Annotated in this window: 21 protein-coding genes and 1 pseudogene; 15 read left to right on the top strand and 7 right to left on the bottom strand. The window is 56.6% G+C overall.

Annotation, left to right across the window (positions count from 1 at the left end):
• The first annotated feature begins 22 nt into the window (after positions 1-22).
• The 5 genes from FHX16_RS19735 (at position 23) to FHX16_RS19715 (ending at position 4,506) form a co-directional block, all read left to right on the top strand.
• Positions 23-712, top strand: a complete 690-nt coding sequence (locus tag FHX16_RS19735; RefSeq protein WP_259129851.1) for an ABC transporter permease — start codon at positions 23-25, stop codon at positions 710-712.
• Positions 709-1,452 (top strand): ABC transporter permease, encoded by a 744-nt coding sequence (locus tag FHX16_RS19730; RefSeq protein WP_183756613.1) that lies wholly within the window; start codon positions 709-711, stop codon positions 1,450-1,452. The genes FHX16_RS19735 and FHX16_RS19730 overlap by 4 nt, the downstream gene beginning before the upstream one ends.
• Positions 1,445-2,560: a succinylglutamate desuccinylase/aspartoacylase family protein gene (locus FHX16_RS19725; protein ID WP_259129847.1), complete on the top strand. Its 1,116-nt coding sequence runs from the start codon at positions 1,445-1,447 to the stop codon at positions 2,558-2,560. The genes FHX16_RS19730 and FHX16_RS19725 overlap by 8 nt, the downstream gene beginning before the upstream one ends.
• A 23-nt stretch (positions 2,561-2,583) precedes the next feature.
• Positions 2,584-3,345, top strand: coding sequence for an ABC transporter ATP-binding protein (locus tag FHX16_RS19720; RefSeq protein ID WP_259129844.1), 762 nt, complete (start codon positions 2,584-2,586; stop codon positions 3,343-3,345).
• A 459-nt stretch (positions 3,346-3,804) separates the two neighbouring features.
• Positions 3,805-4,506, top strand: coding sequence for an SDR family NAD(P)-dependent oxidoreductase (locus tag FHX16_RS19715; RefSeq protein ID WP_310503138.1), 702 nt, complete (start codon positions 3,805-3,807; stop codon positions 4,504-4,506).
• A gap of 103 nt (positions 4,507-4,609) precedes the next feature.
• Here FHX16_RS19715 and FHX16_RS19710 read toward each other — a convergent pair whose 3' ends face one another.
• The 5 genes and pseudogenes from FHX16_RS19710 to FHX16_RS19695 all read right to left on the bottom strand — a co-directional run.
• Positions 4,610-4,972, bottom strand: coding sequence for a DUF2147 domain-containing protein (locus tag FHX16_RS19710; protein WP_183756738.1), 363 nt, complete (start codon positions 4,970-4,972; stop codon positions 4,610-4,612).
• Positions 4,973-5,244: 272 nt separating this feature from the next.
• Positions 5,245-5,895 carry a ChrR family anti-sigma-E factor gene (locus tag FHX16_RS19705; RefSeq protein ID WP_259129841.1) on the bottom strand — a complete coding sequence of 217 codons (651 nt, stop codon included), beginning with the start codon at positions 5,893-5,895 and terminating at the stop codon, positions 5,245-5,247.
• Positions 5,892-6,461 carry a sigma-70 family RNA polymerase sigma factor gene (locus tag FHX16_RS19700; RefSeq protein WP_259129839.1) on the bottom strand — a complete coding sequence of 190 codons (570 nt, stop codon included), beginning with the start codon at positions 6,459-6,461 and terminating at the stop codon, positions 5,892-5,894. The genes FHX16_RS19705 and FHX16_RS19700 overlap by 4 nt, the downstream gene beginning before the upstream one ends.
• Positions 6,462-6,564: 103 nt before the next feature.
• On the bottom strand, positions 6,565-6,939 hold the full coding sequence (locus FHX16_RS31590; RefSeq protein WP_405049300.1) for a DUF1365 family protein: 375 nt from the start codon (positions 6,937-6,939) through the stop codon (positions 6,565-6,567).
• 35 nt (positions 6,940-6,974) lie between these two features.
• Positions 6,975-7,100, bottom strand: a pseudogene (locus FHX16_RS19695) (NAD(P)-binding protein); the annotation flags it as partial.
• A gap of 173 nt (positions 7,101-7,273) precedes the next feature.
• Here FHX16_RS19695 and FHX16_RS19690 point away from each other — a divergent pair.
• From FHX16_RS19690 to FHX16_RS19665, 6 genes are all read left to right on the top strand, one after another.
• Positions 7,274-8,080: a DUF1295 domain-containing protein gene (locus FHX16_RS19690; protein WP_259130083.1), complete on the top strand. Its 807-nt coding sequence runs from the start codon at positions 7,274-7,276 to the stop codon at positions 8,078-8,080.
• Positions 8,077-9,105 (top strand): cyclopropane-fatty-acyl-phospholipid synthase family protein, encoded by a 1,029-nt coding sequence (locus tag FHX16_RS19685; RefSeq protein WP_183756607.1) that lies wholly within the window; start codon positions 8,077-8,079, stop codon positions 9,103-9,105. Before FHX16_RS19690 ends, FHX16_RS19685 begins: the two co-directional genes overlap by 4 nt.
• On the top strand, positions 9,102-9,668 hold the full coding sequence (locus FHX16_RS19680) for a hypothetical protein (RefSeq protein WP_183756606.1): 567 nt from the start codon (positions 9,102-9,104) through the stop codon (positions 9,666-9,668). Before FHX16_RS19685 ends, FHX16_RS19680 begins: the two co-directional genes overlap by 4 nt.
• 15 nt (positions 9,669-9,683) lie before the next feature.
• The gene (locus FHX16_RS19675; RefSeq protein ID WP_183756605.1) at positions 9,684-10,214 is read left to right on the top strand and encodes a lipocalin family protein; all 531 of its coding nucleotides are present in this window, start codon (positions 9,684-9,686) and stop codon (positions 10,212-10,214) included.
• Positions 10,215-10,586: 372 nt separating this feature from the next.
• Positions 10,587-10,949, top strand: coding sequence for an ankyrin repeat domain-containing protein (locus FHX16_RS19670; protein ID WP_259129833.1), 363 nt, complete (start codon positions 10,587-10,589; stop codon positions 10,947-10,949).
• 47 nt (positions 10,950-10,996) lie between these two features.
• A complete protein-coding gene (locus FHX16_RS19665) occupies positions 10,997-11,164 on the top strand; it encodes a hypothetical protein (RefSeq protein ID WP_259129830.1) in 168 nt (55 codons plus the stop codon).
• A 221-nt stretch (positions 11,165-11,385) separates the two neighbouring features.
• Here the strand turns inward: FHX16_RS19665 and FHX16_RS19660 are convergent, their stop codons facing one another.
• Entirely contained in the window at positions 11,386-13,110 is a 1,725-nt protein-coding gene (locus FHX16_RS19660) for an adenylate/guanylate cyclase domain-containing protein (RefSeq protein ID WP_259129828.1), read from the bottom strand.
• 608 nt (positions 13,111-13,718) lie between these two features.
• Positions 13,719-14,639, bottom strand: a complete 921-nt coding sequence (locus FHX16_RS19655; RefSeq protein WP_183756603.1) for a LysR family transcriptional regulator — start codon at positions 14,637-14,639, stop codon at positions 13,719-13,721.
• Between the two features lie 107 nt (positions 14,640-14,746).
• Here FHX16_RS19655 and FHX16_RS19650 point away from each other — a divergent pair, with 107 nt between their 5' ends.
• From FHX16_RS19650 to FHX16_RS19635, 4 genes are read left to right on the top strand one after another with little or no spacing between them, the layout of a single operon-like run.
• Positions 14,747-15,829: a 4-oxalomesaconate tautomerase gene (locus FHX16_RS19650; protein WP_183756602.1), complete on the top strand. Its 1,083-nt coding sequence runs from the start codon at positions 14,747-14,749 to the stop codon at positions 15,827-15,829.
• Between the two features lie 41 nt (positions 15,830-15,870).
• A complete protein-coding gene (locus tag FHX16_RS19645; protein ID WP_183756601.1) occupies positions 15,871-16,875 on the top strand; it encodes an ABC transporter substrate-binding protein in 1,005 nt (334 codons plus the stop codon).
• An 11-nt stretch (positions 16,876-16,886) separates the two neighbouring features.
• Positions 16,887-17,708: an ABC transporter ATP-binding protein gene (locus FHX16_RS19640; RefSeq protein WP_246712795.1), complete on the top strand. Its 822-nt coding sequence runs from the start codon at positions 16,887-16,889 to the stop codon at positions 17,706-17,708.
• On the top strand, positions 17,695-18,471 hold the full coding sequence (locus FHX16_RS19635; RefSeq protein WP_183756600.1) for an ABC transporter permease: 777 nt from the start codon (positions 17,695-17,697) through the stop codon (positions 18,469-18,471). Before FHX16_RS19640 ends, FHX16_RS19635 begins: the two co-directional genes overlap by 14 nt.
• The last annotated feature ends 149 nt before the right edge of the window (positions 18,472-18,620 follow it).

Here is an 18,620-nt window from a genome sequence, read left to right as displayed (position 1 = left end):
CTGCTCAAGGGGGTTCAAGATATTGTTTTACGGTTACCTGCCCATGATTCTCTCGGGGCTTAAGGTCACGCTCTCCGTCGCTTTCGCGTCCCTGGTGGTTGCCTCAGCTCTCGGCCTCGTCGGGGCGGTGGCGAAGGTTTATGGCAGCGGTTTGGCAAGGGGAGCCGCGACAGCTTATACGACGGTCGTACGTGCGCTTCCGGACCTCCTGGTCATGCTTGTCGTGTTCTATGGCGGGCAAATTATGCTCAACAGGTTCGGTGAGCGGGTCGGCTGGGGCTACGTGGATGTCGATCCCTTTCTGGCCGGGACTTCGACCCTGGGTTTCATTTTCGGCGCGTACCTGACCGAGACGTTTCGCGGGGCTATTTTAAGCGTTCCAGCGGGACAGATCGAGGCGGCTTTTTCGTGCGGCCTTCGCCGAAGGCAGGTCCTGCGGTTCATTCTCTTCCCCCAGATGATGCGGCACGCGATACCTGGATTGACGAATAATTGGTTGGTGATGCTCAAGGCAACCGCCCTGGTGTCGATCATCGGCCTAGACGATATGGTGCACCGAGCCGATCTGGCGTCCGCCGCCACGAGAGAGCCGTTCACTTTCTATGCGCTGATCGGATTGATCTATTTATCCGTCACCACGATTTCCGTAGTTATTTTCCAACTCGTTGAGCGCCGATTCTCGAGGGGCGTCAAGACATTGGGTGCCACATGATAACTTGGTCCATAGTCCTGGAATCATTGCCGGCATTCCTGTCTGGCCTCAAAATTACGATGGCTCTTCTCGCGCTGGTGACGCTGACTGGGTTTGCACTGTCGGTGCCGCTCGCGGTCGCCCGCGCCTCCAATTCGTTTTGGATTTCAAGACCAGTGTGGCTGTTCACTTACGTCATCCGCGGCACGCCGCTTCTGGTCCAGCTCTTCATCGTCTACTATGGGCTGGCGCAGTTCGCCGTTCTTCGAGAAAGCGCCCTGTGGCCTGTTCTCCGGTCGCCGTGGTTTTGCGCCTGGTTCGCATTGAGCTTGAACACCACCGCTTACACAGTCGAGATATTTTCTGGTGCCATTCGAGCCGTCCCTGGAGGCGAAGTCGAAGCTGCACGATCGATCGGCCTTAACCGCTTGGCCGTCTTCACCAGCGTGATATGGCCCGCAGCCTGGCGGCGGGCTCTGCCCCAATATGGCAACGAGGTCATCATGATGATGCACGCAACGGCGTTGGCGAGCACAGTCACTATCGTAGAAGTCATGCGGGTCGCGCGGGACGTCTACACAAACTACCTCGTCATTGCGGAGTCTTTTGGCGTAGCGGCCCTGATTTATCTGTTTCTGACCATCGTCCTAGCACGGGCATTCAGGATGCTGGAGCATCGCTTTCTGCGTCACCTCTCGTCTTCACTAAAGAGTAATTTTGACTCAAAACATCCGAAATTGGATCGTGAAATTCATGCTTGAAACCGAATATCAGATTAAGGGGCGCGGAATTGGGACGGCTCATCTCCTGAAGTCCTTCACGTTTGGCGATCCCAATGCCCGTCCGCATGTCTATATCCAGGGTGGGCTACATGCGGACGAAGGTCCAGGAATGCTCGTCTCGAGGACGACATGCGAAAAACTGCTGATTTTGGAACAGACAGGCAAAATAAGCGGTCGGGTGACAGTAGTGCCTGTTGCCAATCCCATAGGTTTGTCGCAGTTCGGCCTCGGACAGCAAGAAGGCCGATTTGACGTCTACGACGGCCGAAACTTCAACCGGCATTATCCGGACCTCACCCTCGGCGTCGTCAGTAGGCTGGATTGCCTCCTCGGGGAAGATCCCAAGGAGAACGTCGCGATTATCCGCGAAGCCCTTCGCCAGGAAGTGGACGTTTGGCCGGCCGATACACCTGCTGATTTGCTTCGCAAAAGGATTCTGCAGACATCTGTCGATGCAGACTACGTACTCGACCTTCACTGCGATGGGGAAGCCGAGGTCCACATTTATACCCAACCGGAGTTCATTGAAGCACTTGAGGCGCTGTCAGCATTTCTAAAGGCGCGCGCGGTGCTTATCGCCGAGGTTTCTGGTGACAACCCCTTCGACGAGGCCGTCTCCCAGCCGTGGGTCGCACTGCGCCAACTGTACGGCCGTCATGCTATCCCGGTTGGCTGCGTCGCAACTACGATCGAGCTACGGGGGCGATCAGACGTTCAAATTGACCTTGCGGCGCAAGATGCCGACGCGATTATCCAGTTCCTGATCGCAATTGGCGTGGTGCAAGGCGAAATGCAGAAGCCTCCTGAGATGCTCTGCGAACCTACGCCGCTTTCCGGTTCTCAAGCTCTGATCTCTCCGGCAGCCGGGCTGCTTTCCTATCGGTGTCAGCTAGGACAGTTCATCAATCGAGGCGACATCGTCGCCGACATAATCGATCCTTTGACGGGCCGAATAGATCACATAGAGGCAGCAACTTCCGGCATCTTCTATGCCCGGGCAGACACACGGATCGCGGAAGTAGGCAAACGCCTCGGCAAAATCGCGGGCAAAGACCCGTTTAGAACGGGCTTGTTGCTAAGCCCATGACGAAGGAACATTCGGTGACGCCGATGCTACAAGCTAAGAATATCAAAAAACGTTTTGGAACTGTTGAAGTTCTCAAGGGAATCTCGCTCACCGCAAAGCGAGGCGACGTCATTTCCATGATCGGCTCCTCGGGCTCCGGGAAAAGCACCTTCTTGCGCTGCCTGAACATGCTTGAGCGCCCCACAGAAGGCGAACTCACATGGAACGGTGACGCTCTGCGCCTCGTTCGAGACCGGAGCGGAAATCTATCGGCCTCCGATAGAGGTCAGTTGACCAGTCTTCGCTCGTCAATCGCCATGGTCTTCCAACAATTCAACCTTTGGAGCCACATGACAGCGCTGGAGAACGTCATGCTTGGACCCCTCAAAGTTCAAGGAGTGTCAAAGAGTGCCGCCGCCGAGAAAGCGCAGGCATACCTCGAAAAGGTGGGCGTTTGGCATAGACGACATGCATATCCAACGTCGCTTTCCGGAGGTGAGCAACAACGGGTCGCCATTGCAAGAGCGCTTGCGATGGAGCCAGACATCATCCTCTTCGACGAACCAACATCGGCGCTCGATCCCGAACTCGTCGGCGAAGTGCTTAGGGTAATGAGGTCGCTCGCCAACGAAGGGAGGACGATGATCGTCGTTACGCACGAGATGGCGTTCGCCAGAGAAGTCGCAAACAGGGTCGTGTTTTTGCACAATGGCGTAATCGGCGAGGAGGGCAATCCAGCGGAAATTTTCGTGCATCCCAAGAGCGAGCGACTGAAGGCGTTTCTCTCCAATAATCTGACGCACTGACCCTTGGCTACATTGGGGGTTGGCTACTGTCCGAACCGCTGACTGGCGGTTCGGCACGAGCGCCACACGAGTGGGATCTGGCTGGTTGCTGGCGATCAAGGAACCATCAGCTGGCCTAGCTGCTTTTGCGCTGCCCGTTTTGAACTAGGCGGGACTTGCCATTAATGATTAAAAGCTGGGTGGCAAGTGATCTGTTTCGCCGGAGCACCGTAGAATGTTTCAGGCCGATAAGCCGGGGTTGGCCTGCGATGGGAAGCAGGCCTAAGTGCTTTCCACGCACGACTGGCCCTCCATAGGCTGTGGACCGGCCGCATGCTTGGGTGAGCTGGGTCACGGCTGACAAAGGTGAAGACATGTCAGGCGTGCGAAGCGTGTGACTATAAAGACTGACCACGAAACGGCTATCGAGAAAATTTTCGGCGGAAGTGAACGCAGTAACGCCTGGCGTGGAGCGAACCGATGGAGATTATGCAATCGCTGCCAGATCACTACAACGCACTGGTGATCGGCGCGTCTGGCGGCATCGGCTCGGCCCTTGTCGATGCTCTCGAGAACGACACAAGGATCGGTTCGATTGTCGCCCTTTCTCGTTCGTACGATGGAATCGACATTACCAACGAAGCGACGATCGAGAACTGGGCGGCGCGGCTTAAGGACCGAGAGTTTCACCTTTTGATTTGCGCGACGGGAGCTTTGACGATCCAGGGAGCCGGGCCTGAAAAGTCGCTAAAGCAATTGAGCCCACAAAGTATGGCAAATCAGTTCGCAGTCAATGCGATCGGTCCGGCCCTCCTCTTGAAGCATTTTGCTCCGTTGATACCGCGCAGAGATCGCGCGCTCATTTGCGTTCTCTCCGCTCGTGTCGGGTCAATTGGCGATAACTATTTGGGCGGCTGGATTTCTTATAGAGCCTCTAAGGCGGCTCTCAATCAGATCGTCCGGACAGCATCAATCGAAATTGGGCGAACACATCCAAACGCGATCGTTTTGGCAATCCATCCGGGGACTGTCGCGACAACCCTTTCTGAGCGATTTTCGAGCGGTTATGACCGGTTTTCGCCGCCGGAGGCTGCGCAGATGATACTACAGACGCTAGACTCGGCATCGACAATTTCGAGCGGAAGGTTTCTAGCTTATGACGAATCCGAAATAGTTTGGTAAGGTAAATGGTCAGAACGAAAGCCGACGATGGCGGCAGAACGGAGCTTGTAGTTTTCCTGATGGGACCGCTTTTAAAGATCTATGTTGTAAATGAAGCCCGTCGTCATTCGAACCGTTGCCACGTCACGGCCTTGCAGACTATGCCGGCGAGCACGCACCCTCGCGTGGTCATCCGCTGCCCCGTTACTTCCACCGTCAGCTTGTAGGTAAGTCCCCGCTGGGGATCGAAGGCGGTTCCCGAATACAGGCCGCCGCCGTCTGGTCGCACTGTCATGACGAGCGTGTCGCCGGCTTTTTCCCGTGGGGTACCGGGCTTGATCCATAGGTTTGTTGCACACATATTGGAGCCGCAGGATGCGATTTTCACCCGCGCGTTTCCGTCGCCCCTCGCCCATTGCCCTGTCATGTCCGCCGCTGCCACTGGCGAAGCGATGGCGAAGGCCAGCATTGCTAAGATAGCAAACATCAACCCCGACGAGTTCGTGCCTCCAACTGCCTTCCGTAAAGACACGAGCTTTTCCTTCGCGCTTCTTTGACTCATCGAACAATCCTTCGTATTTCAAGGAAAGTACGAAAGCAGGGGAACTTCGGATCACTTCAACCCGGCGTGGTCATCTCGCTAAAAGGGTGCTGCATCACCTTTCAAAGGCCCTCGCGCCGGCGGTTGGATCGGAGGTTTTGGATCTGGTCCTTCCCGGTCCGATTGGGCGTCAACGAGAGCAGACTACTGATGCTGAATCAAATGCGGAAAGCTTTCTGAAGAACCCTCATCAACAAGCTCTTGAACTTCAACGGCGCGTCCGTAACCGCAAGGCAAATACAATCTTTTGCATCCGTCGCTTTGGGGGTGTGCGTGAACGAGCCGTCGGCGATCTCGACGTCACCCGGGCCAAAGGTGGAAATCTCATCCTCAAAGCTTCCATCCAGCACAAGCGTGAGTTCGGTTCCGTTGTGCGAATGCTCGGGCACAGCTTGGCCTGCCGGTATCTTGAGAAGGCGCACGATCGTTGTTTTATCTTCTGTCGGGATGATCATTTGCGCCGCGCCACGCCCTAGAGCCCTCCACCTCAATCCACCAGCCATGTCGACGTACGACGCGAGAGGCTCGGGCAACAGAGCGCTCGCGCTGCGAGTTTGCTTTTTCGGAGGCGCTTCATCGGGTTTCGTTGAGATGATACGTTTTGTCATATCGCTCCAACCGTCATCGAGGTTCCCATCGGCCACTTCTGTCTCCAGAAAATATCCACCGATGCACTCATAGTTGCGGAACATAGCGCGGCAGGAGGAGCACATCGTCAGGTGGGTTGCGGCACCCAGGGCCCAACCAGCCTCGAGATTGCCCGCTGCGAGCCCACCGAGGAAGTGGTCGTCCAGATGATGACGGATCATTTGAGGTCCCTCAGCGCTTCCCGGAGCCGGTCGCATGCCAGGCGGATCCTCGATTTGACCGTTCCCAGAGGTATACCTAAGCGAACCGCGATCGCGCCGTGCGCCATTCCTTCGAAATATGAAAGTTTGAGCACTTCGAAATAGTCTTTCTTCAACTCGCTCATTGCCCTGACCAGCGCGTCAGCCTCCTGAGTTCGAACAAGGATATCGTCTGCTGGTTCCACGTCGTCCGGCCGGAAGATCGGGTCCTCAAGGTCGAAATCCGGCTTCGGCCCTCGCCTCAACGCGTCAATCCTGACGTTTCGCGCGATCGCAAACATCCACGTAGAAGCTTGGCCCCGCTCGGGATCGAATAGATGCGCCTTCCGCCAGACTTGCACCATGGCTTCTTGCACGTACTCCTCGACGACCGCAGGCTCCTTGGACGTCCGCGACATGAACGATCTAAGCTTCGGAACGAAATACCTGTAGATCGCCTCAAACGCCTGCTTGTCCCGATCGTCTCCAACCCTTTTCATCAGAGCGTTGATCAACTCGCGATCCATTTGACCCGTATTGTTAGGCAATATTGATACCCTTGACAGCGAACATGGTCCGCCTGGCCGTTGTAAAACGGTTTGTGCGGTGCCATCGATTCCCGGCTCAGAATACGCTCGTAACAACATATGATTAATACGTCGGAAAAAGGAAACGGATCACTCGCTCATGGAGCCCACGCCCCCATTTGAAACTCGCCATCGAATTGAAGCATGGTCGGATCACGCGCGTGCGATAAGAAATCGGCGCTTCGGAATCAGAGGACGCAACGAAAGAGGCGGCCACCTGCCCCTTCAGGTTGAAACCAGATCGATCTCCTCGATCCTTGCAGTGAAATGAGCAGGGGTTGAAGCGGTCGACGGAGAACAGTTTCAGCCGTCGGTCGAGTGCCTCGAGTTCGTCTAGATCGAGGAGCAGCGAGTAGACGCTATAGGCAAGACTATGGCGCGTCGGCCTTGAAGGTGAATGCGGGCCAGGTAGAAGCACCAATTTTGATACCGTTGTCATGCAAGCACTTCCTGCCCATCTGGCAGTGCGGCCGGCGCCTCGAAAACGGTGACTTCGCGTCGCTGCGACAACAGCCATGCCGCAGGGAGGCCAGAAATCCCGCTCCCCACAACTGCTATCTTCAATCGCTTACCGCCCTCAGTCCGATCTGAGAGTGCCATTAAACCCTCTTCTCCGGCCATCGATCGTGGCCTTGCGTTGTTTTACATACGAGAAATTGCCCGGGTTGGTTTCATGAATCGAAAATTTTTGAACATTTCGGACTTTTTCGAAACCAAAACTCTATTGCGTCCGTAGACATCGGCTGTGTCGCTTCGAGCTGATCGAGGAAATGATGGAGTTGGATGTTCTCATCATAATCGCAACTTGGCTGTCGGTTGCCATGTCGATCGCTTGGGCGGTACAGCGCGCCACGGGCCTGAGTGGTTGGATCGATACGATTTGGACTTTTGCGGTCGGCAGCAGCGGGGTCTTTGCCGCACTGTCCGCCAATGGAAATTTCGATAGGCGCATCGCCGCGCTCGTCATCATCACTTCTTGGTCGCTTCGACTCGGCGGCCATATTGGATCGCGGACCAGGGGCGGCAGTGAAGATCCCCGGTACGCGAAGTTCATGGAGGAATGGGGGGATCGTGCCGCCTGGCGGCTTTTCGTCTTCCTGCAGATCCAGGCCGTGGTGGCGTTTGTTTTGGTCCTTGCGGTTTATCTCGCAGCACTGAACGATGCACCCTTTCCCCGGCTTATAGATGGACTGTCGCTATTGGTCGCTGCACTGTCGCTCGCCGGAGAGGCATTTTCCGACTTACAGCTGGCGCGGTTCCGCAAGACGCCGCAAGCAAAGACTGAAATTTGCGAAACTGGTTTCTGGCGCTATTCACGCCACCCCAATTACTTCTTCGAATGGCTTTTCTGGTGCTGTTGGCCGTTCTTTGCGCTAGGCCCCACACCATGGAGCTGGCTGTCTCTACTCGCGCCGCTGCTAATGTACTGGCTGCTCGTGCGTGTCTCCGGCATCCCGCCTCTTGAAGAACACATGATGCGCTCGCGCGGCGATAAGTTCCGCGCGCTGCAGGGACGCGTGAACGCCTTCTTTCCTGGTCCTCGAAAATCCGGCATCGCCCATCAAGGAAAACAGTCATGAATGTATTGGCCTTCGCCATAAATACCGCCGAACGCGCTCCGCTCACCGACGGCATGACGCTCGCCGGGATTGAGCTCCTCTGTCGGCGCTCCAAGCTCAAGCTTGCCGCGACCCCGGTCGAAACGGAGCAGGAGTTCGTCGAGACAATGAGCAGGTTTCCCATCGCGACCCACCCTAACGATGCCAACCAGCAGCACTACGAAGTTCCTGCGGAGTTCTTCGCGTTGGTACTCGGACCGCAGCAGAAATACTCCTGCGGCCTTTATCCGCACGCCGGCACCGCTCTTGAGGCAGCAGAGACCCATGCGCTTGCCGAAACGGTCAACCACGCTGCGATCGAAGATGGCATGAGCATCCTCGAACTGGGTTGCGGTTGGGGATCGCTGTCACTGCATCTCGCCACGCGATTTCCGAACTCGAAAATAACCTCGGTTTCGAATTCCGCTTCTCAGCGAGAATTCATTTGTGGGCGTGCGCGGGATCGCGGACTGACGAACCTCAAGGTGATAACCGCAGACATGAACGACTATGCGACAACCGATCGCCATGACCGCGTGGTCTCAGTAGAAATGTTCGAGCACATGTCCAACTGGCGCACCTTGCTGGCGCGTGTCCGTGCCTGGATTAAACCGGATGGAAGACTCTTTCTGCATGTCTTCACCCACAAGGATCGGTCTTACCGCTTTGATCACGACGATCCGACAGACTGGATCGCCCGCCATTTTTTCACCGGGGGAATCATGCCGGCACACGATCTGCCGCATCGGTTCGGCGACTTATTCAAAGTGGAGCAGGAATGGCGCTGGTCCGGCATGCATTATCGCCACACGGCACTCGGCTGGTTGGCGAATTTCGATCGCAACATCGAGCGCATCGAGCCCATTTTCCGTCAGGTCTACGGCAAGCGTGCGTCGTTGTGGCTTCGCCGTTGGCGGTTGTTTTTCCTCTCGACCGCCGGCCTCTTCGGCCACGACAACGGCGACGTCTGGGGCGTTGGCCACTATCTATTGGTTCCGACCCCGTGACCGACGGTGCGCGAAAATCGTTGGACCCTTTGACCCAGGCAAGCGTGACTGTCGCGTGGATCATTGTACTGAACAAACCGTTCTATCCGGTTTACGTATGGTATCTTGCCCGAGAAGGTGCCGCGGCATCGCTTGGCACGTTAATCGCCACACCATTCTTTGCCGCGATCCCATTCATAGCGCGGCGGTCAAGTCTGGCAGCTCGCGTTTCCCTTCCCCTTGTCGGCACCGTCGATACACTGTTCGAAACGAAGCTCTTTGGTCCGGCATCAGGTACCGAACTTTTTTATGCCGCGTGCATCCTGCTCGTGGCGGTGTCTTTCAAAGCTGAGGAGCTTTGGTGGCAACGCTGCGCGGCCTTAATCGTTTTCCTAATTTTCGTGTATTCCCGAAACTGCATCGGAACGCCGCTCTCTGTCTGGGACCGCGATGATCTATCGACGTTGCTAAGCCTAAACGCCTTTGCGGTCGCCGGTCTCACAACCTTTATCGCGCTCCGCTCCGCCGGAAACTTACGCGCTGCCGGACTCGGCGCTGGAAATGAGCATCAAAAGCACGGGTAATCTTAGGAGAGTAACATGTTGCCTACTCGCTTCGCAGCACTTCTGACTGCTGTGGTTAGCTTGGCTCTTACTACCGGAACGCAGGCTAACGCTGCGCCCGAGGTCGTCAAGGTTGGACCCGACCACTATCGGGGGACTTGGCTGGAGGTTGGGCGGACTCCGATGTTTCTCACAGACGGTTGCGTTGCGGGTTATTCGACTTACCGAAAGGGCAAAACGCCGAGCGAGGTTATGGTCGAGGATGGCTGCCACGACGGTACTCCCAAGGGTCGGCTGAAGACCGTCCGCGGCACGGGAAAGATCCAGGATTTCGGGACGACAAACGCAAAGATGCGCGTCCGTTATCCATGGCTCATCACCTTCAACTACTGGGTACTCTATGTATCACCTGATAAATCCTGGTTCATCAGTGCTAACCCAGCTATGACCAATCTCTGGATCTATTCGAGAACAGTTCCTTCCAAGGCGCTCCTTCGAAAGATGGTCCGCAAGGCCGACGAGCTTGGCTATGATGTCCGGAGGCTGGAGTTTCCGCCAGCCCGGTAGATAAATGTGTTCGAGATCAACAAGACGACACCAAGCCCTAACAGCAAGTCTCTTGATGCACCATGAACCGGCGCGATCCTGGTGCGAAGTTTGAAAAGGCCGGCGAACGCATACGGGTTCTTTACTTGATTCTCCCACGTTGATCAGTCGGAGCCGAGTGTGCGCCCTGCTCACTCATAGGAAATTGGGAATTATTTTGGGTCGGCAAGGAGGCTCGAGGATTGGCTCCAATATCATTGCGCTCTCTCAACCACGCCTCTCGTTGTCGCGGTGCGTAGCGGCCATTCCGATGCAGCAGAACCTCTTGTTAAAGCGGGGCCGACGTGAAAAAGGAGTCCTCGCTCGGACACCTCTACCGCTGCCGTCCTGACGGTGTCTTCGGATCACGTCCGCTTGCTGGTTGCACATGGTGCCAACCCAAATGCCGCCCCACGTGGCGAGGGTATGTTGCACTTCGCGGTCGCCAGCAACTGCCTCGACTGCGTCAAGGCGCTCGTTGAATCGGGGGCAGACGTCAACGCTATCAGGGTGCGGTGTGATCCTAAACGCAACCCCTCTATAATAACGGCTTACCCCCTCGCAAAACACGTTCATGCGGATATTGCCGGCTACCTTCAACGGTATCGTTGTTCAGAAGTCTGCGCCGATTTCAGCGAAACTGGCGAACGGCGATCCAATCAAAGGTGCATCTGCTCTTCGCCTACACTTGCGCCAGCCGCCATGTCACTGGCGTGAAGGACCTGCCAAGAAGGGGCCCGAACCTGTGGAGCGTCGTAGGACGAATGAAGACCTCGACACCGTTCGGCCACTGCACCAAGACACCGATAGTCTGGCCGGGTCCCTGTACATACGAGGACCTCAATATCTTCATCGCCGGTCCTCCTCTCACAGCGCCAGAGGTAGATATGGACATTGGTGGCGCACCCGACGAGGCCGATCGGCTGAACTGATCGCTCGCTTGAGAACGCTCAGCGACTCGCCTGTGCCTCTGCGCTGAGCCACGTCGAGGAGGTGAGACAAGGCGGCTAAAGTGGCTTTGGCACCCTTTTATGTCGTGTGGTCGATCCAGAGCTTCGTAGTGACCAGCAGCTCACTTCGATCTTCCGGGCAGCTTTTCTTACGGCGTGAGCCAGGTCGCTAACTTTATGAAACGATGGCCAACGAGCTTGATTTATTCAGGAAGGCCTGCGCTACGAAGCCCATCAAGGAAACGTTGCCGATCGGCGTCGAATTTATAAGACAGCCTCTTGCCCCATTCCGTGATTGAAAAATCGGGCTTCGCTTCGACTGCCATCGCAGCATGCTTCCGCGCGTCCTCGATTTGACCAAGCTTGGCGTGACAGGCTGCGACATAGGCATGGTAGAACGAGGGGCGGTCTACTACGCGGCTATACGCATCCAAAGCTTCGCAATAGAGTCCTGCATCGTGCAGCACGTATGCAAATGAACGCCAATACCAGTTGGGATGGTACGGGTTGAGCGACATCGCCTTGCGAGCCCATTCGACGCCCTCATCTGCTCTCCCGAGGTCTCGCAACATCTGCGCTCGGTACATCGCGGATAGCGCGTCACCGGGGTTGAGAGAAATGCTCCTCTCTGAATGAAACTCCGCTCGATCATATTGTTCAAGCCGCTTGTAGAGGAGGGCCAGAACCCTGTGGCAGCGGGTATCGTTGTCGTCGAGAGCGAGCGCCCGACGCGCACTCGCGAGCGCACGCTCGAGTTCCCCCGACGAGCGCGGCCCGACCCATTGCACGTAGATCGCCAAGGCGAGACATGCATGACCAGCCGCATAGTCTGGATCCAGTTCAACCGCCTTCTCGAACAGACATCGCGCTTGTGTGTTATGCTCCTCGCCCTCCAGGTTCAGCTCCTCGAGGCCGCGCAGGACATAGTCGTAAGCAACCATGTCATCGGGCCGCTTGCGCTTGGCGAACCGGGCGCCCGCCGCCTCGACCTGTCCCACGAGGGTCGCCACGATCGTCCGCACGACTTCGTCCTGCACCGCGAAGACGTCCTCCAACTCCCGGTCATACCTTTCGGCCCAGAGATGTGCATTGCTCACCACATCGATGAGCTGGGCCGTGATCCGGATCCGGCTGGCGGCGCGGCGAACGCTGCCTTCGACGACGTATTGCACGCCGAGCTTATGTGCCACTTCAGCGATGCTGATCTTCTCGTTGCGAAAGGCGAAGGCCGAATTGGGGGCGATGACGAAGAGGGTTCGGAAGCGGGACAGCTCGGTGGTGATATCCGCCGTGATACCGTCGCTGAAATAGACTTGCTGCGGGTCGTCGCTCATGTTTGCGAACGGCAAAACAGCGATTTTGACTTTGCCGAGCATGGGGGCCGGCGCACGCACCGGCTGGTTCGCGGGGTCGGCACGCCCGCGCAGGTGAAATACGCGCAGCGGTTCGGCTATGTTCTTGACCTTGCGTGGACCGAGGTCCTCAAAAATGAAGTCGAGTTTATTCGTGACCTGCTCGTGCACGCTGGCGGCGACGCAAATTCCGCCGGGCTCCGCTAGCCCCTGCAGCCGATCGGCGATGTTAACCCCGTCGCCCTGAATGTCGTCGTCTTCGACGATCACATCCCCGAGATTGATGCCTACTCGAAATTCGAGCCGACGTTCTGGCATCCGTTTTGCATTTCGTTCAGCCTCGACGGCCTGCACGTCGGCGGCGCACCGAACGGCGTCGACGACACTGTGGAATTCCACCAACAGTCCGTCGCCCATGAGCTTGACCAGACGTCCGTGATGCTCGCTTATTTTTGGCTCGAAGACATCACGCAGTTCAGCCTGAAAACGGGCGCGCGTTCCCTCCTCGTCGAGCTGGCTGAGACGAGTATAGCCGACGACATCGGCTATCAGGATGGCGGCGAGGCGGCGCTGCATTTCCAATCGTAATTCAAAGCTGTCACTCGTGCGAGTATACAGATAGTCGGAGATGTTGCCATTCCCGTTTCTCACCGCACCTTAGCTGCTGCGTCGGCAGTGTTCCTCCATGATCGTCGGTCACCTCGCCAGTTCGTTTACCCCAAGGGCGCCCTCCCTCCATCAGTGCTCCTGTATTTTCTGCCCAATGTGGATACGTATGAGAGCTCCCTCGCGCTCGAGCACGCGACTTCGCCTGGCTGTCACGATCGATGTAGACCATCTTTTTCACGAAGCTGTGCGAGGAAGCGGCGTTGTCGACCTTGACCTGCTCGCCTCGGGTCCAGTTGTAGACATTCTGCCCTGTGCAGCCAAGCACAGACCCGATCTTCTCCCATGAGACGCCCGTGATCCTTTTGATCGCGGCGAGGTACGACGGAAGTCCTTTCTCAAACGGCGGCATCGACGAGCAGTGAGAGTTCCAGCCGCCACGGCGATGCCATTTCGAGCGGAGGAGCATCGCTGCGCCTCTTAACTTAGGCGGGTAGTAAAGACGCAGCCTCGTTCCGCCCGCAGCGAGTTCGGATTCTTCCGGCTTCAACATATTTCCGCGAACAACGCATTGAATGCTAGGCAACAGCCGGAACGGGCGTGCCGTCCTTCCAAGTCTTGAGTAGCACTTCAATGAACTTCTCGGCGGCGGGCGACAGCTGCGCGCCGCGTCTGCGGACGATCCCGATGGTGCGCGTGACCACTGGGTCAACGATAGGGCGCGAGACCAAATACGGGTGCTCTTCCTGAGGGGTCGCCAGTCTTGGAAGAACTGAGATGCCGAGCCCAGCCTCGACAAGCCCCAATGAAGTATTGAGATGGGTGACCTCATAGAACCAGTTCAGCCTGAGGTTATGCTTCGCGAGCGCGCCATCCAACAAGGCCCGATTTCCGCTTGATCGATCGACGACAACGAGTGGGTAGCCATCGAGCTGTCCCCAGTTCAGTTGTTGATGAGCCGCAAGGGGGTGATCCCTGCGCATTGCAAGCACGAACGGGTCATCGATCAATGGCTCAAAGGAAAGATCCGGGTCCGAATTTCCCATGAGATTGATTCCGAATTCCACCTCCCCCCGTGCCACGGCTTGAAGGCCCTCGTTTGCCGTCAAATCACGTATACGAAGCCTGATATGGGGATAGTCAGATCCGAACTGCTTGATCACCGTGGGCAGAAAATAGAAGGCCGCGGTCGGAACACAGGCCATCGTGATTAGTCCGCGGCGCTTAGACCCTCCATCCTTTAAGGCAAAGAGGGAGCCATCAAACTCCTCGAGCATCCGCCTTACCAGCGGAAGCAACTCCTGCCCTGTGGCTGTCGCTGCAACGTGACGGGTCGTCCGATCGAGTAGTGGCGCGCCGATGGACTGCTCCAGCTTCTGAATGCGTCTTGTCAGAGCTGGTTGAGAGATATTGAGTGCCTCGGCGGCCCGATTAAAACTTTCGAGATCCACGACTGCCTGGAAAGCGCGGAGATCCAGAATCTCGCAATTGATGCTCATTTCGCAATAATCCCCTCAAAGATTGCATTTAACAAATAGCCTGATGTTTCGCATATTGCAATAAGCGGGCGGATTGATCCGACTGACGCAATATTCGAGGACATGTAATGAACGACCTGATACGCATACCTTGCGTCCTTATGCGCGGCGGCACTTCGCGGGGCCCGTTTTTTCTGGCCTCCGATCTGCCCGCAGATCAAGCTGGTCGTGACGCAGCGCTGCTCTCCATCATGGGATCGGGCCATCCGTTGCAGATTGATGGAATTGGAGGAGGAAACCCGGTAACGTCTAAAGTTGCAATCATCGGTCCCGCCAGCGTTCAGGGGGCAGACGTCGACTACCTGTTCGCCCAAGTGCGGACCGATCGACAGCTCGTGGACTACTCACCGAACTGCGGCAACATGCTCGCCGCTGTGGGTCCATTTGCGATCGAGGCTGGACTTGTGCCCGCCGGTAATTTCGACACGCTCGTACGGATTCATAACGTGAACACGGGAAAGATCATCGAGGCTAAGGTCCCGACCCGGAAAGGCGAAGTCATCTATCTGGGGGACGCGTCGATCGATGGAGTTCCGGGCCTCGCCGCGCCGATCGCCCTCACCTTTCTGGACGCAGCCGGCGCAAAGACGGGAAAGCTCTTTCCTACGGGCAAGCCGCTAGACGTGATCGCCGGGGTCGAAGTCACTGCGATCGATTGCGCAATTCCGATGGTTCTTGTTCGCGCCACAGACGTAGGCGTAACTGGCTACGAAGACGCTGGATCGCTATCAGCGAACCATGAGCTCATCGACCGCCTTGCCTCCATTAGGACTGAAGCAGGGCGATTGATGGGAATGGGAGATGTGTCCGACACGGTCATCCCCAAACCCGTTTTGATTTCCGCAGCCAAGAAAGGTGGAACTATATCAGTGAGATACTTCATGCCCAATGACTGCCACCCTGCTCTCGCTACCACAGGTGCCGTCGGGATTGCCACGGCCGCCACGACCCCAGGGACCGTAGCAGCACAAATCGTCGGCGAACAATCACTGCCGGCGCTAGTTCGTATTGAACACCCCAGCGGACGGATCGACGTGCAGCTGGAGACTCGAAACGGATCGACGGTCGCGGGCCTTGTGAGGACCGCGAGGAGACTATTCGAAGGATACGCCTTCGCTAAGCCGAAAGAGCGTGTTGAAAACGCTGCATAAACCGCTCCGGCGAAGACCCGAGCACATAGGGAGGAATTCTCATGCGTAAATATCTCTTGGCAGCAGCTACAGCGCTGTCTCTCACTTCCGCAGCTCATGCCGCCGACCCTGTTCGCATGAGCGTGGGCTCCTATAATCTCAACAACTTGCCCTTCCCGGTGGCTGAAAGCCTCGGGTTCTACAAGGAGGAGGGTTTGGACGTCACGACAGAGAACTTCGCTCAGGGTGGCTCGAAAGTCCTCCAGGCCCTGGTGGCTGGGTCGACCGACGTCGCTGTCGGTTTTTATGACCACACGATCCAGATGCAGTCCCAAGGCAAACATGTCGTCGGCTTCGTCCAGCTCGCAAGGAATTCAGGTCTTGTTCTCGCTGGCAAGAACGATACTGACTTCGATCCGGCCAAGCCAGAAACGATCAAAGGCAAGAATGTCGGCATCACTGCTCCAGGTTCTTCGTCTGACTTCTTCATCCGCTATTATCTCAAGCAGCATGGTCTGACCGATAACGATATCTCGATCATCGGCGTCGGCTCGGGCGCCGCGGCTGTAGCCGCCCTCCAGCAAGGGAAGATCGACCTCCTGGTGAACTATGACCCCGCCGCCACGATCGTCGTTGAGCGTGAGCTGGGTAAAATTCTAATCGACGCAAGAAGCGACGACGGTGCCAAGGCCGTATACGGAGGCATTTATCCAACATCCGTACTCTATGCCAACCAAGACTACATCAACGAGCATCCTGACGTAATTCAGAAGGTCACTAACGCAACCGTGAAAGCACTTCATTGGATGAAGGATCACTCTGCTGAGGAGATCGTGGCCCAGCTCCCGGATGATTTCGTTTCGGGCGACAAGCAGACGTACATCAAGGCAGTCGAGAATGCGAAGGCAATCTTCTCGCAGGATGGCCGGTTCACGCCCGCGGACCTCGAGGTTCCTCTCGCAGTGCTCAAGAGCTTCAACGAAAGCGTTGGCAAGGCCACAATCGACCTCAACACGACGTACACAAACAAGTTCGTCGAAGCCGCTGGCCATAGTGCTGAAAATTAAGGGGTGTAATAATGGCAAACGCAGTAAGGAAAATCGAGGCGGTGTCTCAACCTGGCCTTCCCCCGATGGTCACCATAGACAACGTCACCATGGCGTTCGGATCCTTTGTCGCAGTTGAAAACGTGAACCTCACGGTCGGCAACGGGGAATTCCTTGCCATCGTGGGCCCTACGGGTTGCGGTAAATCGACAATTCTCAATGCGGTCGCGGGCCTTCTGAAGCCGGCAAAAGGAGAGGTCTGTATTGACGGGACGCCCGTCAAGGACGTGCAAAACAACATCGGGTACTTGTTCCAGCAAGACGCGTTGCTGCCGTGGAAGACGGCATATCAAAACGTCGAGTTGGGTTTGTTGTTTCGCGGGGTGGCAGCCGAAGAGCGTCATCGCAAGGTCACTGCTTGGTTGGAGAAAGTTGGACTCAAGGGTTTCGAGAAACGCTTTCCACACCAACTGTCGGGCGGCCAGCGCAAGCGCGTACAGATGGCGCAGGCGCTAATCACCGAACCAAAAGTCATCTTGATGGATGAGCCCTTCTCGGCGCTGGACATTCACACTCGCCACTTGATGCAGAACGAACTGCTCAAGCTTTGGCAAGAAGACCGGCGCGCGGTGGTGATGATCACCCATGATCTGGAAGAGGCTATCGCTCTGGGCGACCGCGTTATTGTTCTAGCTTCCGGACCACGCAGTCGTGTGATCGAGAGCTTCGGTGTAGATCTCGAACGTCCACGAGACGTGGCCGAGATCAAACTCGACCCAAAGTTCATGACCCTTTACCGCGATATCTGGGCGTCCCTACGGGGAGAAGTGGAGAAAAGCTATGCAGGCCATTAACGTCCGCCTAATCCAAATCACACTGCTGATAGTAATCCTCGGCGCTTGGCAGTTGGGCGTCACATACGGCCTTATCGATCGCTTCTTCTTCCCGGCACCCTATGACATCGTCAACCAGGTGATCAGTTGGGTAAGCGATCCGGGCTTTTACAAGCACGTCGGCATTACGCTCAGCGAGACTGTGCTAGGCTATCTCATAGGGACCGGTCTTGGTGTCGCCGCCGGCGTATGGCTCGGTCTGAGCCCCTCTATCGCGCGTATCCTCGACCCGTTCATTAAAGCCGTCAACGCGATCCCGCGCGTGGTGCTTGCTCCTATTTTCGTCCTGTGGCTGGGGCTCGGCCTGTGGTCGAAGGTAGCCTTGGCGGTCACGCTGGTCTTCTTCGTCACGTTCTTCAACGCGCTTCAGGGCGTCCGCGAAGTAAACCCAGTCGTGCTGTCGAATACCCGCATCCTCGGGGCGCGGCGGTCCGAGTTGCTACGCCATGTCTACTTCCCAGCAGCTGCAACGTGGATTCTCTCCTCGCTGCGTACCTCCGTCGGCTTTGCCGTGGTCGGCGCAATCATTGGCGAATACCTCGGCGCATCTGCCGGTCTCGGCTATCTAATCGCGCGCTCTGAGGGTAACTTCGACGCGGTGGGCGTGTTCGGCGGGATCATCATCCTCGCGGTATTCGTTTTGATCATAGACCTGTTCCTCGATGTGGCCGAGAAGCGTCTCATCACATGGAAGCCACGGCCTGGCGAAGAACGGCCGGCTTAGTGGTGATCTATCTCATTACGCGAAAGGGCGGCTTATGAGCCGCCCTTTCTTTTGCTAGAGCGCCGTACGTTTAATCGAACCCATAGCCTGCGGCTGTAAAATAGTTTCGACATTCTTGGCTATTGAAGAGGTTGCAGATTGATCCGAGC

The organism is Rhizobium sp. BK661 (assembly GCF_024808825.1).
Classification (GTDB): domain Bacteria; phylum Pseudomonadota; class Alphaproteobacteria; order Rhizobiales; family Rhizobiaceae; genus Rhizobium.
Note: the sequence above shows the minus strand (reverse complement) of the source record. Positions and strands in the feature narration are given on the sequence as shown.

Excerpts from the sequence above, each read along its gene's own strand:
- FHX16_RS19635 (WP_183756600.1), top strand. The coding sequence starts at position 17,695 with ATGCAGGCCATTAACGTCCGCCTAATCCAAATCACACTGCTGATAGTA.
- FHX16_RS19705 (WP_259129841.1), bottom strand. The coding sequence starts at position 5,895 with ATGATCCGTCATCATCTGGACGACCACTTCCTCGGTGGGCTCGCAGCG.
- FHX16_RS31590 (WP_405049300.1), bottom strand. The coding sequence starts at position 6,939 with ATGACAACGGTATCAAAATTGGTGCTTCTACCTGGCCCGCATTCACCT.
- FHX16_RS19710 (WP_183756738.1), bottom strand. The coding sequence starts at position 4,972 with ATGTTTGCTATCTTAGCAATGCTGGCCTTCGCCATCGCTTCGCCAGTG.
- FHX16_RS19665 (WP_259129830.1), top strand. The coding sequence starts at position 10,997 with ATGAAGACCTCGACACCGTTCGGCCACTGCACCAAGACACCGATAGTC.
- FHX16_RS19660 (WP_259129828.1), bottom strand. The coding sequence starts at position 13,110 with ATGCAGCGCCGCCTCGCCGCCATCCTGATAGCCGATGTCGTCGGCTAT.
- FHX16_RS19675 (WP_183756605.1), top strand. The coding sequence starts at position 9,684 with ATGTTGCCTACTCGCTTCGCAGCACTTCTGACTGCTGTGGTTAGCTTG.
- FHX16_RS19655 (WP_183756603.1), bottom strand. The coding sequence starts at position 14,639 with ATGAGCATCAATTGCGAGATTCTGGATCTCCGCGCTTTCCAGGCAGTC.
- FHX16_RS19690 (WP_259130083.1), top strand. The coding sequence starts at position 7,274 with ATGGAGTTGGATGTTCTCATCATAATCGCAACTTGGCTGTCGGTTGCC.
- FHX16_RS19725 (WP_259129847.1), top strand. The coding sequence starts at position 1,445 with ATGCTTGAAACCGAATATCAGATTAAGGGGCGCGGAATTGGGACGGCT.
- FHX16_RS19650 (WP_183756602.1), top strand. The coding sequence starts at position 14,747 with ATGAACGACCTGATACGCATACCTTGCGTCCTTATGCGCGGCGGCACT.
- FHX16_RS19730 (WP_183756613.1), top strand. The coding sequence starts at position 709 with ATGATAACTTGGTCCATAGTCCTGGAATCATTGCCGGCATTCCTGTCT.
- FHX16_RS19645 (WP_183756601.1), top strand. The coding sequence starts at position 15,871 with ATGCGTAAATATCTCTTGGCAGCAGCTACAGCGCTGTCTCTCACTTCC.
- FHX16_RS19640 (WP_246712795.1), top strand. The coding sequence starts at position 16,887 with ATGGCAAACGCAGTAAGGAAAATCGAGGCGGTGTCTCAACCTGGCCTT.
- FHX16_RS19720 (WP_259129844.1), top strand. The coding sequence starts at position 2,584 with ATGCTACAAGCTAAGAATATCAAAAAACGTTTTGGAACTGTTGAAGTT.
- FHX16_RS19715 (WP_310503138.1), top strand. The coding sequence starts at position 3,805 with ATGGAGATTATGCAATCGCTGCCAGATCACTACAACGCACTGGTGATC.
- FHX16_RS19685 (WP_183756607.1), top strand. The coding sequence starts at position 8,077 with ATGAATGTATTGGCCTTCGCCATAAATACCGCCGAACGCGCTCCGCTC.